This is a genomic window from Paenibacillus sepulcri (assembly GCF_042647105.1).
Classification (GTDB): domain Bacteria; phylum Bacillota; class Bacilli; order Paenibacillales; family Paenibacillaceae; genus Paenibacillus_Z; species Paenibacillus_Z sepulcri.
The window spans coordinates 7,389,562-7,404,002 of sequence record NZ_JBHRUP010000001.1; the positions used below are offsets into that span (position 1 = coordinate 7,389,562).

Annotated in this window: 14 protein-coding genes; 9 read left to right on the forward strand and 5 right to left on the reverse strand. The window is 51.1% G+C overall.

Annotated elements, in window-relative coordinates; all coding sequences use genetic code 11:
• The first annotated feature begins 48 nt into the window (after positions 1-48).
• The 4 genes from ACFOLF_RS32095 (at position 49) to ACFOLF_RS32110 (ending at position 4,277) form a co-directional block, all read left to right on the forward strand.
• Positions 49-1,008 carry a carbohydrate ABC transporter permease gene (locus ACFOLF_RS32095; protein ID WP_210039385.1) on the forward strand — a complete coding sequence of 320 codons (960 nt, stop codon included), beginning with the start codon at positions 49-51 and terminating at the stop codon, positions 1,006-1,008.
• A complete protein-coding gene (locus ACFOLF_RS32100; protein WP_210039384.1) occupies positions 1,005-1,838 on the forward strand; it encodes a carbohydrate ABC transporter permease in 834 nt (277 codons plus the stop codon). The genes ACFOLF_RS32095 and ACFOLF_RS32100 overlap by 4 nt, the downstream gene beginning before the upstream one ends.
• 37 nt (positions 1,839-1,875) lie before the next feature.
• Positions 1,876-3,216 (forward strand): ABC transporter substrate-binding protein, encoded by a 1,341-nt coding sequence (locus ACFOLF_RS32105; protein WP_210039383.1) that lies wholly within the window; start codon positions 1,876-1,878, stop codon positions 3,214-3,216.
• Positions 3,217-3,314: 98 nt separating this feature from the next.
• On the forward strand, positions 3,315-4,277 hold the full coding sequence (locus ACFOLF_RS32110) for a mannonate dehydratase (RefSeq protein ID WP_210039382.1): 963 nt from the start codon (positions 3,315-3,317) through the stop codon (positions 4,275-4,277).
• Between the two features lie 312 nt (positions 4,278-4,589).
• Here the strand turns inward: ACFOLF_RS32110 and ACFOLF_RS32115 are convergent, their stop codons facing one another.
• From ACFOLF_RS32115 to ACFOLF_RS32130, 4 genes are all read right to left on the reverse strand, one after another.
• Positions 4,590-5,978: a mandelate racemase/muconate lactonizing enzyme family protein gene (locus ACFOLF_RS32115; RefSeq protein ID WP_210039381.1), complete on the reverse strand. Its 1,389-nt coding sequence runs from the start codon at positions 5,976-5,978 to the stop codon at positions 4,590-4,592.
• Positions 5,979-6,011: 33 nt separating this feature from the next.
• Positions 6,012-6,749 carry an SDR family NAD(P)-dependent oxidoreductase gene (locus ACFOLF_RS32120; RefSeq protein ID WP_210039380.1) on the reverse strand — a complete coding sequence of 246 codons (738 nt, stop codon included), beginning with the start codon at positions 6,747-6,749 and terminating at the stop codon, positions 6,012-6,014.
• A gap of 42 nt (positions 6,750-6,791) precedes the next feature.
• Entirely contained in the window at positions 6,792-7,586 is a 795-nt protein-coding gene (locus tag ACFOLF_RS32125; protein ID WP_210039379.1) for an SDR family NAD(P)-dependent oxidoreductase, read from the reverse strand.
• 160 nt (positions 7,587-7,746) lie between these two features.
• Positions 7,747-8,787, reverse strand: a complete 1,041-nt coding sequence (locus ACFOLF_RS32130) for a ParB/RepB/Spo0J family partition protein (RefSeq protein WP_210039378.1) — start codon at positions 8,785-8,787, stop codon at positions 7,747-7,749.
• Between the two features lie 202 nt (positions 8,788-8,989).
• On the opposite strand from ACFOLF_RS32130, the gene ACFOLF_RS32135 reads away from it, so the two are divergent.
• A complete protein-coding gene (locus tag ACFOLF_RS32135) occupies positions 8,990-9,667 on the forward strand; it encodes a TetR/AcrR family transcriptional regulator (RefSeq protein ID WP_210039377.1) in 678 nt (225 codons plus the stop codon).
• Between the two features lie 200 nt (positions 9,668-9,867).
• Here the strand turns inward: ACFOLF_RS32135 and ACFOLF_RS32140 are convergent, their stop codons facing one another.
• Entirely contained in the window at positions 9,868-10,494 is a 627-nt protein-coding gene (locus tag ACFOLF_RS32140) for an FMN-dependent NADH-azoreductase (protein WP_210039376.1), read from the reverse strand.
• Between the two features lie 166 nt (positions 10,495-10,660).
• Here ACFOLF_RS32140 and hprK point away from each other — a divergent pair, with 166 nt between their 5' ends.
• The 4 genes from hprK (at position 10,661) to ACFOLF_RS32160 (ending at position 14,372) form a co-directional block, all read left to right on the forward strand.
• Positions 10,661-11,569 carry an HPr(Ser) kinase/phosphatase gene (gene hprK, locus ACFOLF_RS32145; protein ID WP_210039375.1) on the forward strand — a complete coding sequence of 303 codons (909 nt, stop codon included), beginning with the start codon at positions 10,661-10,663 and terminating at the stop codon, positions 11,567-11,569.
• A 122-nt stretch (positions 11,570-11,691) separates the two neighbouring features.
• A complete protein-coding gene (locus ACFOLF_RS32150) occupies positions 11,692-12,366 on the forward strand; it encodes an MBL fold metallo-hydrolase (protein ID WP_210039374.1) in 675 nt (224 codons plus the stop codon).
• 146 nt (positions 12,367-12,512) lie between these two features.
• Positions 12,513-13,217, forward strand: coding sequence for a winged helix-turn-helix domain-containing protein (locus ACFOLF_RS32155; protein WP_210039373.1), 705 nt, complete (start codon positions 12,513-12,515; stop codon positions 13,215-13,217).
• Positions 13,218-14,372: a sensor histidine kinase gene (locus ACFOLF_RS32160; protein WP_379113115.1), complete on the forward strand. Its 1,155-nt coding sequence runs from the start codon at positions 13,218-13,220 to the stop codon at positions 14,370-14,372.
• The last annotated feature ends 69 nt before the right edge of the window (positions 14,373-14,441 follow it).

Sequence of the window (14,441 nt, forward strand, 5' to 3'; positions counted from 1 at the left end):
ATTATCCGGCACGACAAACAGATTTAGATAAGAGGAGGAGATCCGTGGGTGACTGCTGAACCGTTATCTCAGACACCGTACGAAGAGACGGTAAAAGTTCCCGGAAGAAAGCGCAAAAACAAGGGAGAAACCAATTTAGCCGGTTATATATTCATTTCCCCATGGCTGATCGGATTTTTGCTGCTGACCTTATGGCCAATCGGCCAATCGTTTTATTTATCCTTTACGGAGTATTCGCTGCTTGAAGATCCCGTCTGGATAGGGACGGACAATTACGTCAACATATTCACCGACGATTCGACCTTCACCAAATCACTCAGCGTGACATTCCTGTTCGTACTGATCTCGGTTCCTCTGAAGCTCTTCTTCTCGCTGATGGTTGCGATGGCGCTGAGCAAAAGCATCCGTGGAATGAATATTTACCGCACGGCGATTTATTTTCCTTCGCTGATCGGCGGAAGCATCGCCGTGGCTGCCCTGTGGCGGAATATGTTCGGTCTGGACGGCTATATCAATCAGGTGCTGGCCTGGTTCGGCATTGAAGGCGTTGGCTGGATATCAAATCCCGACACCTCGCTTGGTACGCTGATCCTTCTGAACACCTGGCAGTTCGGCTCAACGATGGTTATTTTTCTGGCAGGCCTCAAGCAGGTTCCTCAAGAGCTGTATGAATCCGCATCCGTAGATGGCGCCGGACGCTTCCGCAAGTTTATCAGCATTACGCTTCCCATGCTCTCGCCGGTTATGTTCTTCAATCTGGTACTCGGAATCATCGGTTCCTTCCAGACCTTCACTTCGGCCTTCATCATCACCAAGGGCGGACCGGTTAATTCCACTTATATGTACGCGTTGTTTCTATATGAGAAGGCTTTTAAGCATTATCAGATGGGTTACGCTTCCGCATTGGCCTGGATATTGCTTGCGATTGTCGCTGTTCTGACCGTCCTTAATTTCCTGGCGTCGCGTTATTGGGTATTCTACGAGTCGGATGGAGGGAAGGCCAAATGAATACGACCGTTCGGGGGAAGCTCTCCAATCACTTGTTTCTTACGGCCTTCTCTCTCCTGATGCTGTATCCGGTCATCTGGTGGATCGGAGCTTCCCTGAAGAAGACGGCCGAGCTGAGCCTGCCCACGCTGTGGCCGTCAACGCCGATGTGGGAAAATTACAGCAATGGATGGAATTTCTCAAACGACTACACCTTCGCTCATTTCTTCGGCAATACGCTCCTGATGGAGCTTGGCAATGTAACCGGCGGCGTGCTGACTGCTGCCATTGTGGCTTACGGCTTCGGCCGGCTTAATTTCAAGTTTCGCGGCTTCTGGTTCTCGATTCTGCTGCTGACTATGATGCTGCCAGGCCAGGTCACAGTCGTCCCGCAGTATATTCTCTTCAACAAGCTGGGCTGGGTGGATAGCTATGTACCGCTGGTGCTGCCGCATTTCTTCGGCGGCGGGGCGTTCTTTATCTTCCTGCTGGTGCAATTTATCCGCGGTATTCCGCGTGATCTGGACGAAGCGGCCAAGATAGACGGCGCCTCTGTTTACGGTATATTCCTGCGGATTATATTTCCTCTGATCAAGCCGGCGCTTGTTACGGTTGCGATCTTTACCTTTATCTGGAGCTGGGATGATTTCTTCGCACAGGTGCTTTATCTAAGCTCTGTCGAGAAGTTTACTGTCGGTCTCGCGCTGCGCATGTTTATCGATCAATTCGATATTCAATGGGGCCAGCTGCTTGCCATGTCCCTGCTGTCCATTTTGCCTTCCGCGATTATCTTTCTTTTTGCCCAGAAGCATTTCGTGGAGGGCATAGCCACAACCGGGTTGAAGGGATAAGCGCATCATAATAAAAATTGAGAGGGGTTCAAAGGGAATGAGAAGACAAAGATCTGCAGTCCTGGCATTTATAAGTCTGGCGCTGCTGCTGCTGGTAACGGCTTGCAGCGGAGGAAACGGCGGCGGGAATGGCGCAGCCGAGAGTGAAAACGGGAACGCTTCAGGCAGCGAAACGGTCAAAGAGACCGGAGGCGCCAAGACGCTGAGCATTATGTGGTGGGGTACCGACGAACGTCACGAAGCGACCCAAAAAGCGCTGGATCTCTATTCCCAGCAGCATGCGGGCGTGACCTTCAAGCCCGAATTCATGGCCTGGGATGCGTTCTGGCAGAAGCTGCCGACCCTTGCGGCATCCAAGTCGATTACGGATGTGCTGCAAATGGATGCCGCTTACATTCAGGAATATGTGTCCAGGGGGCAGCTTGAAGACCTGTCGGATATTGACTTAAGCGGGATTGTGGATCCCAATGTCGTGGAGAACCTGAAGATCGACGGCAAACTGTATGGCATTCCTCTCACCCAAAACGCGCAGGGTATGGCGTTCAACAAGACGGAGCTGGAACAGTACGGCATCCCGCTTCCCCAGCAGAACTGGACCTATGACGAATATTTCCAATGGGCGAAGGACGCCCGCGCCAAGCTGCCGGAAGGTAAATATCCGATTGGCGACACGACAGCCTGGGACGGCTTCAACTATTACCAGACCTCCATGGGCAAAGATCCGATCATGTCCGATGGCGGCAAGAAATTTACGCTCGACAAGGATTTATTCATGACCTTCTATCAGACCTATGAGGATTTCCGCAAAAATAAAATCGTACCTCCGGCGGAGAAAGCCGCCTCGTTCCTGGAGAATGACCCGCAGGCCGATCCGATGGCGTCAGGCGTTGTTATGACGCGCGGGGCAACAACAGGCTCGGTCAGCGCATTGGAGCAGCTGATGCCTGGCAAAGTCGGGGTTGTTAATATGCCGACAGGGCCGGCAGGAGGGGGCTGGGCGCAATCGACCATCTTCCTGAGCGTCAGCGCCAACTCCAAGAATAAGGATGAGGCCAAAAATTTCGTCAAGTGGTTCATCACGGATCCTGAAGCAGGAAAAGCGCTGGGATTGACCCGCGGTATTCCGATTAATCCGGAAATCTACAAAACCCTTGAACCGACGCTCGGGGAGAAGGATAAGCTGGGCAAAGAAATCTATGATCTTTCGGTCGAAAAGGCGCTGCCGTTCTATTCGCCGGCTGCGGGCTTCTCGGAGTGGGTGGACACCTACAAGAAAGAGATGGATGCTGTAACGTTCGGGCAGCAATCAATCGAGGAAGCTTATAACAAAATCGATAAAATGGGCAAGGAACTGGCCGAAAAAGCAGCGGGGGCTTAATAATCTCTGCCGACTTAATGCAATGCGCAGCGTGTGCGGGAAACTGCCCGCGCTGCGCAGCAATGAACAATTTTGAAATACAGAGAGGAGCTTAAACTATGCAGTTGGCAGAATTTTTCTCTTCCCAGCCTACCCGCTTGTGGCAGCTTGCGAAGCAGATGAATGTGAATTACGCGGTTGGCGGCCTTCCGTGGGAGGAGAAGACAGATAAGCCGTGGGATTTGATGCCCCTTATCCGGATGAAGCAGCGGTATGCGGATCATGGCCTTACACTGTCTGTCATCGAATCGATGCCCCCGAGCAACAATATCAAGCTTGGCACACCCGAGCGGGACGCTGAGATCGAAGTCTTCCAGAAGTTCCTGATCAACATGGGTGCGGCCGGAATTCCGGTGCTGTGCTATAATTTCATGGCCCAGTTCAACTGGTTCCGCACTTCCACAACGACCCGTACACGGGGCGGAGCGCTGGTATCCAGCTATGATCACAGCTTGATGCAGGATGCTCCTCTTACAGAGGCGGGGATTGTGACGGAGGAACAGCTGTGGGAGAATCTGCACTATTTCATGGAGCGGATCGTTCCGGTCGCGGAGGAAGCCAAGGTGAAGCTGGCGCTTCATCCGGATGACCCGCCGATCACGCCGATCCGCGGAGTCTCGCGTATTCTGCGCAGCGCATCCGCCCTGCAGAGGGCGATCGATTTGGTGCCCAGTCCGTATAACGGCATTACGTTATGCCAGGGAACCTTGGCAACGGCGGGGGACGATATCCCCCAGGTCATTCGGGATTTTGCCGGGCAGGACAAATTATTTTTCGTGCATTTCCGCGATGTGAAGGGAACCCCGGAGAAATTCGAGGAAACCTTTCACGACGATGGCAAAACAGATATGCTGAAAGCGATGCGGACCTATTACGAGGTTGGCTACAGCGGACCGGCAAGACCGGATCATGTGCCGACCATGGAAGGCGAGAATAACGATAATCCCGGCTATGAGCTGCTGGGCAGGCTCTATGGGGTCGGTTATATCAGAGGCTTGATGGAGGCTGCTTCGGCAGGCTGATTTACCGGGACGATGAAGGAGGGGAGGGATGAATATTCCTCCTCTTTTTCCTTTGTTCTTATAGAATTCAGACGGCGAAGCCGTTTTGTCTTGCTGGACTAAATTAGCCGGCTTGTCCGGGAATGATCAGCAAAGAACCTGCGGATTCTCTCCAACTGGAGAGGCTGCAGGTTCTTTTTGCCCTTATGGAATTTATAAGGTTCGCGCCTGTAAATGACTATACGGTTTGAGGGAAGAAGCAGACTGCGCCGCCAAAATGACAGCATATGGTCTCTTCCCGCAATCGTTCATTAGTCAGGAACTGACCGGCCCTTAGCTCCAAAGACGGTCATTGGAATAAAATTTGTTCCAGTTGTCCGTCGGCTCCCATAGGCCTTTGATATCGGGATGGAGATGCTCTGCGAGCACGTCATCATTAAGATCGTCAATACCGAGTCCCGGCGCATCCGTCATCGTGATGAAACCGTTCTGCACCAGCTTCTTCGGCAGCCTGCTGCTGATGATAATATCATCCCACCACTCCACCTCGCAGGAATGATACTCGAGAGCGAGGAAGTTCTCTGTCGCTGCGGCGACGTGAGCGGCCGCCAGACAAGCAATCGGGCTCTCAGCCATATGAATCGCCATGGCAACGCCATAATCCTGCGCCATATCGCCGATTTTCTTCGTTTCCAGAATACCGCCCGTCGTCAGGACATCGGGGTGGATAACGGACACGCCGCCAGCCTGGAGAAGCGGACGGAAATTTTCCTTCAGATAGATATCCTCCCCGGTACAAATCGGAGTGGTTACCGCACGCGACAATTTTGCATACTGCTCGGTATACTGCCAGGGGATCATATCCTCCATCCAGGCCAGATTGAATTTTTCGACACGGCGGCCCAGCTTGATGCAGTCCTCAAGACCGATATGGCCAAAGTGGTCAACGGCAAGCGGAACCTGATAACCGATAACCGCACGGACGTCGGCAACATACTGCTCCAGCAGGTCGAGGCCTTTCTCGGTTACGTGAATGCCTGTGAAGGGGTGCGGGATGTTGTAAATGTCGTAGTGTCGGTTTGCGATGTCTCGAATCTGCTCATCCGACATTTCGTTAAAGTTTTGATTATAGCGGTTTCTGGACTTTGCTCTCATCTCTTCCAGGAAGCCAAGCGGGGCGCTGAGTGCGCCGGGTTCATTGATGATTTGCCCAATGCCAAGATCCATCTTGAGGAAGGTGAAGCCGGCTTCCATCCGTTTCTTAAGCGCATTTCCCATCGCCGTACCCGTATCCTTGCCTACGATCTCCGTATCGCAGTACATCCGTATGCTGTCGCGGAATTTGCCGCCAAGCATTTGATAGATCGGCACGCCGTAGGCTTTGCCTGCCAGATCCCACAGGGCGATTTCCAGCCCGCTTACGCCGCCGCCTTGGCGGGAATGGCTGCCAAACTGCTTGATCCGGCGGAACAGCTTGTCGATGTTGCAGGGATTTTCGCCCAGGATGCGGCTTTTGAGCATTTGCGCATAGACCTTTTCAGCGCCGTCGCGCACCTCGCCAAATCCGACGAGGCCCTGATTGGTGTAGACTTTGATCAGACTGCTGTGGAAAGGGCCGCCGACAATGTCGGTGAAACGGACATCGGTGATGCGAAGCTCAGATGGGCTTGAGCCCGTCCGCACGTGGGCAAGCGTTTCTTCAAAGGCTTGTTTATTAACCATGTCATTCGCTCCTTGAATAGTGGATTTGGTTTCTCACAACAGCATGCTGGCGCCGTCCAGACGGATGGCCGCACCGGACATGAATTCGCTTTCATCCGAGGCGATAAAGCAGACCAGCTGCGCCACATCGTGAGGTGTTCCTACACGGCCCAGCGGAAATCGCCTGCGTATTTCCGGTGCTCTGGAGGTGCTATACTTCCCGACATCGACAGCGCCGGGCTCAATCGTATTTACAGTAATACCATATTTACCCAATTCTATGGCACTTTCCCGCCCAAGCATCCGGATGCCGCCCTTAGTCATGGCATACACGGCATCGAAGTCGGTCGGACGTTTGGCATGCACGGAGGAAATATTGATAATGCGACCTGAGTTTTTGATTTTCATATAGGGCACGACAGCCTGGATGCACTGCCAATATCCTTTGAGATTAATATGCATCATCGTATCGTAGGTCTCTTCCGTATGATCGAAGAACCCGTGATTCAGCTGAAGGGCGGCGTTGTTGACGAGAATATCGATTCCGCCATATTGGTCAGCGACTTGCTGGACCATAGACTCAATCTCCCGCTTGTGGGCGACATTGCCCTGAACGATGAATGCCTGACCGCCGAATTCTTCGATTTGCTGCCTGGTATGGACGGCTCCGGCGCTGCTTTGATTGTAGTGGACGGCGACTTTGACTCCGCGCCGTGCCAGCTCTATGGCGACGCCTTTGCCAATTCCTGTTCCTGCGCCGGTGACCAGCGCAACTTTATCCGATATGGACATCCTACATCACCCCGCCAGTCGTTGTTTCCTCTATCCGTTTACTCAGCCGCCAATGGACGGTGCCGGCTTTTTCTTGTGATCCATATAATGCAGCAGAAAACCGCCGTCAAGTCGAATATCAGATCCGTTCATATAGCGGGTTTCATCGGAACAGAGGAATAAAACAAGGTGGCCCAGATCCTCATAGCTGCTTGGCAGCTCATTCGGGACTTTGCGCTCATAATCATCATAGAGAGCCGAGAATTCGCTTGAAAACCGTTCATTGTCACCCTTCACAGGACCAAGCTCAATGGTGTTGACCTGAATGCCTTGACGGCCCAGCACCAGCGCAGCTTCCTTGGAGAGCATCTTGACGGCTCCCTTGGAAGCGCTGTAGGCAAAGGAAGAGCCGGTCGGCTTCTCGGCATGAATAGAGGAGACATAAATAATTCTTCCGGATTGCCTGGCGGCCATTTGTTTTCCGACAGCCTGGGAGCAGATGAATGCGGATTTTGCGTTGGTGTCCATGATTTCCAGAAATACGTCTTCTTTGCAAGATTCCGCAAGCGCCGGTATCAGCAGATCGTTATTATGAATAAGAACATCTACCGGCCCGAGTATCTGCTCGGCCTGATTGAGCATGGCAGTCACGTCGGCAGCTCGGCACAGATCGGTATTGGTGACATAGGCTTTGGAGCCGGCTGCTTGTATCTTCGCAAGCTCCGCCTTGATGAGTGCGCCTTCCGACATGCTGTTCAGAATAAAATGAGTGCCTTCCCCTGACAACCGGTTAACAACCGCCTTGCCTGATGGACTGTCCGCATCCGTAATGAAAATTACTTTGTTGTACAGTTTCATAGATCCCCTCCGATCGCCACCCCATGAGATGACAATTAACCTTTGCCATTTAATCTTAGTGAACGGACCAACGGGTGGCGATGCCGTAAAGTTATGATTTTGTTTGTTTTCTTTGAAATCTTGTTCGGCTCGCCGCAATGGCTTGCTCGTGGGGGAAAGTTCAAGGTTTTGCCTGTTCCAAAAGCGTTTTGATCCTCGTCCATTCCTGCAGATGCTGCTCGATATGAGCAATAAGCAGGTTCACGTCGCCCAGCAATTTGTCTTGGCCGGCAGCTGCTATTTCTTCAAGGGAGGGCAGAGACTCAACCGCAAGAGTATCCGCAGCGGGTAGCGTGGCAAGAAGCTGCTGCAGCCGGACTTCCAATGGCGAGACCAGGCTTGCGGCATGAGCTTGCACATCTGGATGGGCTTCCTGCTGCTGCACAGCCTGCTTCTCCGGTTTCACTTTCTTCTCCGCAGCCGGTTTGGGCTCTGCGGGCTTGGTCCGCTCGGCTTTGTTCAGCTCCCGCACCGACCAGGTTTCCAGCAGCTCATGACCGGTTTTATACAGCAGCTTGTCCTTCGTTGGCGCGGAAATATCCTTATCCTTGAACAGGCGGGCGATCTTCTTCACATCGCTGACAGGAAGCTCGTCTCTTGCGGCAATTAAGGCGAGCGGATCGCGGTGCTCGATCGGCAGGTCTTTGAGCGGAAGGAGTTGATCCTCCGTCAGCTTGTCCTTCCGGATCTGGGTACCGCCCACAACCAGTTTCTTGACGGCTTTGCCGAATTTAAGAAGCTCCACTTTATTTTTGATATAGGATTCCGGCTTCCCCAGCTTGCTGGAGAGAAATTTGGCCGAGCTGCTGAACTTGGGATCGTGGAGCAGCTTGTTGAAGGCTTCGGCTTCCTCAATCGGCGAGAAGCCTTTCCTTGTCAAATTTTCCGCAATCTGTTCCAGGTAAATCTCCATCTCGTCCGTAACGGTGGAAACAATACAGGGAATAGCAGCCAGATTCAGCGTCTGGCAGGCCTTGTACCTGCGGTTTCCGTAAATGATTTTATATCGTCCGTCATTCGTTGTTCTGACTTTAATCGGGGAGAGCAGCCCAAGCTCCTCAATGCTCCTCATCAGCTCCTGCAGCGCTTCTTCATCAAACTGGTACCGGGGCTGATCGGTATCTTCGTCTATCAAATGTGTGGGAATTTCGATAATGTCCATGAGAGTTCTCCTATCCTTGAATTCAGCCGCCCGCTGATAAAGCATAAGCAGGGACATAGGTATTATATAACACGCTCCAAGCAATGGGATAGGGCTGCAAGGGCTAGTGCCTGTACCAAAGACGCTTTGGCTGATTGCCCGGAACAAAAGCAAACCGGCCCGCGAATTTGTGTATAATGAAGAATAGCATCAAGGAGGTTGAATGAAAGTGACGGAAAACATCGATCATCAACATAATAAAATAAGAGAAAAATTATTGAAAAAACTGATATCTGCCGCCTTGAAGGATGGTTTCCAACAATTAAGGATGGATGATATTTCCAAACGGATGGACGTCAGCCGTGCAACGATGTACAAGCACTTTTCATCCAAAGAGGAAGTGCTTGAAGGTGTTGTGGACGTCTATGTGGATTATATAAATTCGCTGGTCATTCAAACAGATGAGGAGGGTACGGAGATTTCATACGGCACACGCTTTCAATTCCTGTTCGAGCAATCCGTTCTGCTCATCAGGCATATCGGGAGTGGATTTCTGAAGGAGCTTCAGGCTATCTATCCGGATTCATACAGCCGTTTGAAAGACGCCATGCAGACGCGTGAGCAGCAGATCGCCGAATTTTATCGGGACGGCATGGCGCGAGGCATCTTTAATCAACTGAATGAAAAATTCATTATACTGCAGGACGATGTGCTGCTGCGGGAAATCATCCATGTGAAATATTTGATGCTCAATCAGGCATCAATCCAGCAGGTGCTTTATGATTACTACCAGTTTAAAAAGATTCAATTATTCAAAGCGGATAAACTGCCGCTCCTTGACGATTCCAGGATCGATCCCATTATCGATCATATCGTTCAAAAGTTTAACCGCGCCCTCTGATTGGCGGGATTCCTCAAGCTTAAATAAATGACTTGCTAAAATCCTCTGCGGGAATCCGGCGGGGATTTTGCATGTAATCAGCTTCTTCCTCAAAAATATAAGCAAAGTATGGTGGAACTTTATACTTTTCTAATAGTTCCAAAGAAAAAACCGCATCATCCCTGAATGGATGATACGGTTTCTGCATGAAGAGATTTTAATTAAAATGCTGCAGCAAGCTCGGCTGCTTTGGCGACGCCTTCCGAAACGATCGTTTCAGCGCGGTCAGGGAATTGATTATGGCCTTCAACCACAACCACTTCAGGATCTGTGATGCCCCAGAAGGACAGCGTGTTTTTCACATAGTTCAAGGACATTTCAAAGCTGGCCATCGGGCTGTCCGTATAAACGCCGCCGCGAGCTTGAAGCAGCGCGATTTTTTTGCCGCCGAGCAGACCGACAGGTCCTTGTTCGGTATATTTGAACGCTTTGCCGGCTTGATTCAAGTAGAAGAGGTAAGTCAGCAGCTGAGCCGGAATGGTAAAGTTCCAAAGCGGGAATGCAAATACGACTTTGTCCGCGCCAATAAATTGATCCAGATAAGTGTTGGCCAGATCAGCTGCTTTTTGCTCCTCAGGTGTCGTTTCGAAGCCTTTGGAAAGCTTGAAAAGACCGGTAAGCATATCGTTATCGTAGTATGGCAGATCGGCTTCGAACAGATTCAATTCGGTAACCAGATCGTCCGGATTGTTTTGTTTGTATGTTTTCAGAAAACTCTCATAAAGTTTAACTGAAACGGCTTGATCAGACGGACGGTTGTTAGCTTTAATAAATAATACATGTGACATTTAAACGCCTCCAGTGGTGTAATGTAATCAACTCACATTTATATAGTAACACATAATTGTGCGTTGTCTAGTCTAAAGTTAGGATAAATTATCAATACAAATTGGATTTTAATATTTTTCATCCTTATAATAGAAATAATAGAATTCAATGCTGGGGGGAAAGCTGATGAAGTCTGTTGCTGTGAAGTGTTTAATAGATTTATTCAAGCTGGAGGTGCTCACTGGGGAGGAGCAGCTGGGGCGGCTCATTACACGCTCAAGAGCGCATCGCCCAGGCCTGGAATTCGTCGGTTATTTTGACTTCTTCCCGATGGAGCATGTTCAGGTGCTGGGCAGGAAGGAAATCAATTATTTGCATAAGCTGACAGAAGAGGAACGGAACCTGCATGTCGGCAATATCGTGAAATACCATCCGCCTTGTTTTATTGTGACCTCAGGCCAGGAGGGCCTGAAATATTTGATGAAATACTGCCAGCAGGAAGGCATTCCGCTGCTGCGTACCGCTGAGCCAACGACCGAATTCATTACCAAGCTGGATGCGTATCTGATTCAGTCCCTGGCGCCGGAAATTGCCATACATGGCGTGTGCGTCAACGTATCGGGTATCGGCATTCTGCTGCGGGGCAAATCGGGCATTGGCAAAAGCGAGACAGCGCATACGCTGATCCACCGCGGCCATCGGCTGGTTGCCGATGATGTAGTAATGCTCAAAAAATTAAGTCCCCATACACTGCTGGGCACCCATAATGAATCCACCAAGGAATTCCTCGCGCTGCGCAGCATCGGCCTGGTTAACGTTGTCCGCCTGTATGGGCGCAAGGCATTCCAGGAACAGTCCCGGATCGTGCTTGATATTGAGCTGACCCAATGGAAGGATCAGGCTCTGAATAATGAGCTCGAGCTTACGCCCAAATTCTCCGAATATCTCGATGTGCGCATTCCATATATTGAAATTCAGCTGCAGCCCGGCCGGGATGTGGCCAGTCTGATTGAGGCGGCGGCCAACAACTGGTACCTGAAGCAGCAGGGCTACAGCGCTGCGGAAGAATTCATGAAGCGGCTGCAGAGCGAATAACAGCGGTAAATTAATAAAAACTTAACATGCCGTCTGTCACTCTGCAGTTTCGCCCGCATAATGACTTTGCACTATAATAGAAATTGCGAGATTCGATAACTATTGAAATTGGAGGGATAAGAATGGAGACAAGCTCGGGAATTAAACCCTTAAGGCTGGAGCTGAATGCCGGATTCGTTGTTCATGCGGCCCTCTTGCTTGGCGACGAGGAAGCGATCCTTGTCGACACAGGAACACCGGGCAAGCTGGACGTGTTCCGCCAGGCGCTTGAGAGCGAATCCGTGCCGCTCGGGAGATTGACCAAGATCATCATCACGCACCAGGACCTCGACCACATCGGAAGTCTGAGGGAGCTGCTGGAGGCATGCGAGGGCCGAGTGCAGGTATTGGCTCATGAAGCTATTATTCCTTATTTATCAGGTGAAACACCTTTGATTAAAGGCGGAGCCTTATTCACGCCTACGAAGGTCGACCGCATTCTTCATGATGGAGAAGTACTCCCTTATGCAGGGGGGATCCGGGTTATTTATACCCCCGGCCACTCGCCTGATCATATCAGCTTGTACCATGAACCCAGCAAAACGCTCATCACCGGGGATGCCCTGACCTCGCATAATGGAGTCCTTATGCCGCCGTCGCCGACACATACGCCTGAGTGGGATACAGCGATGGAATCGATTTCCAAGTTTCAGGCTCTGGATATCGATACCGTGATTACGTATCATGGCGGAATTGTTACAAACCGTATACAAGAACGGCTGAAAGAAATTGTGAACGGGCAAGATGCTGCAATTTAATTTATCGTTATAGAAGGTCAACCATCATCATCAAGAAGGAATCCGCTGCTATGGCGGGTTCCTTTTTGCTATGCCATTCCTTGAATCTTTTTACAGAATTTCTCCGTCATATATAATAAATGAAAAGTCAAAAAGGTGAACAGGCCATGTATCGAATTTTTATGGTGGAGGATGACCGCAAGATCGCGAATATTTTGGGTGGTCATCTTGAAAAATACGGTTATCAAGTCGTAAAGGCGGCATCGTTTCGCGATGTGAAGAACGAATTTATGACAAGCGGGCCGGATCTTGTTCTGCTGGATATCAATTTGCCCTATTACGACGGTTATTACTGGTGCCGGCAAATTCGTTCCATCTCCAATGTGCCGATCATATTCATTTCCGCGCGCGTGGGTCAGATGGACCAGGTGATGGCTATTGAGAACGGCGGCGATGATTACATTACCAAGCCGTTCCATCTGGAAGTGGTGCTGGCTAAAGTCAAAGGCGTCCTGCGGAGGACTTATGGCGAATACGCCGCAGAGCCCCAGACGAACAGGAATTTGTTTCATTTCGAGGGGCTTTATCTGGACCGGGGAAAACAGACGGCGGAATGGAAGGACAGCAAGGTGGAATTGAGCCCGATCGAATTCCGTTTGCTGGAATGTCTGGCGCGGCAGGCGGAGAGCATCGTTCCGCGGGAGGAGCTTCTGGAAGCTTTATGGGACAATATTGACTTTGTCGATGACAATACATTGACGGTGAATGTCACGAGAGTGAGGAAGAAGCTGGAGATGCTGGGCATAACCAGGGCGATCGACACGATAAGAGGACAGGGATACCGTCTGCAGAACAGCTGGAGGGATGCGTAAGTGAAGCTGAGCGCCTTTTTGGCGGACCGATGGGGCTATATGTTTTTGTATGTATTGAATACCGGTCTGATGGTGCTCGTTGTGGACCTGGACTTCCTGGAATTAGGCGTCTCGCTGCGGACGGGCAATATCATCTACATCTTCGTCCTGTCGTTTGCCCTGCTTGCTCTCTTCCTGACGATCGATTACCTGCGGCAGCGGCCCTATTACCGCCGGATGCTGGCAATTTCGCAGGAGCATGAATCCATTGAGCAGATTTTGAATCTTCAGGATGGGGCAACCCGGGAGCAGCGGGCGATGGAGCAGCTGGTTCTGGATAACTATGGGCAGTACGCCAGCCGGCTGGCCGCCTACCGCGAGCAGCAGGAGCAGCATCACCATTTTACGAACCAGTGGGTTCATCAGATGAAAACGCCGGTGTCCGTCATTCATCTGCTCATTCAGCAGGCGGAGGAGATGCAGCGGTTGAATATGCGGCAAAGCTCGGAGCGCGATGAGCGGAGCAGCAAGCGGGAACAGGCGGCCACCCTGCATACGCAGGAAATGAGAGAACTGCTGGACAGCCTCCATGAAGAAACGCAGCGCATCGAGAATGCGTTGGAGATGATGCTTCATACTGCGCGGCTGGAGAAGTTTGAGCTGGATCTTACCAGTCAGAGGGTGGATCTAATGCAGCTGGCGCGTGAAGTTGTCAATGAACACAAGAAAGTATGGATACGCAGCTCCATATTTCCAAAAATTATAACGGACGGTTCGAGCATGGTTGTGAAAACCGACGAAAAGTGGCTCCGTTTTGTGCTCAATCAGCTGCTCTCCAATGCGATTAAATACACAAGGGCGAATCAGGGAAGAGGGGCCCGCAAGCTCTTGATAACCCTTGAGAAGGAAGGTCATGGATGCAGGCTCTGTATCGCGGATGAGGGAATAGGTATTCCGGAGCAGGATTTGCCGCGAGTATTCGATCCGTTCTTCACAGGTGAGAATGGCCGGCTTGTCGCCGAAGCGACAGGCATGGGCCTTTATTTGATTCAGCAGGTATGCGCCCGTCTGGGGCACCGGATTACTGTCGAGTCCCGGCAAGGGGAAGGCACGGCCGTCACCATCCGGTTTGATAACCATTCGCTGATACATGACAGCATGCATCGGGAAATGTGACAGCGTTGTAAGGAAAACTGAAAGGTGAATCGATGGAAGCCTGTATTCCTTTCGCCTTATACTTCAGTC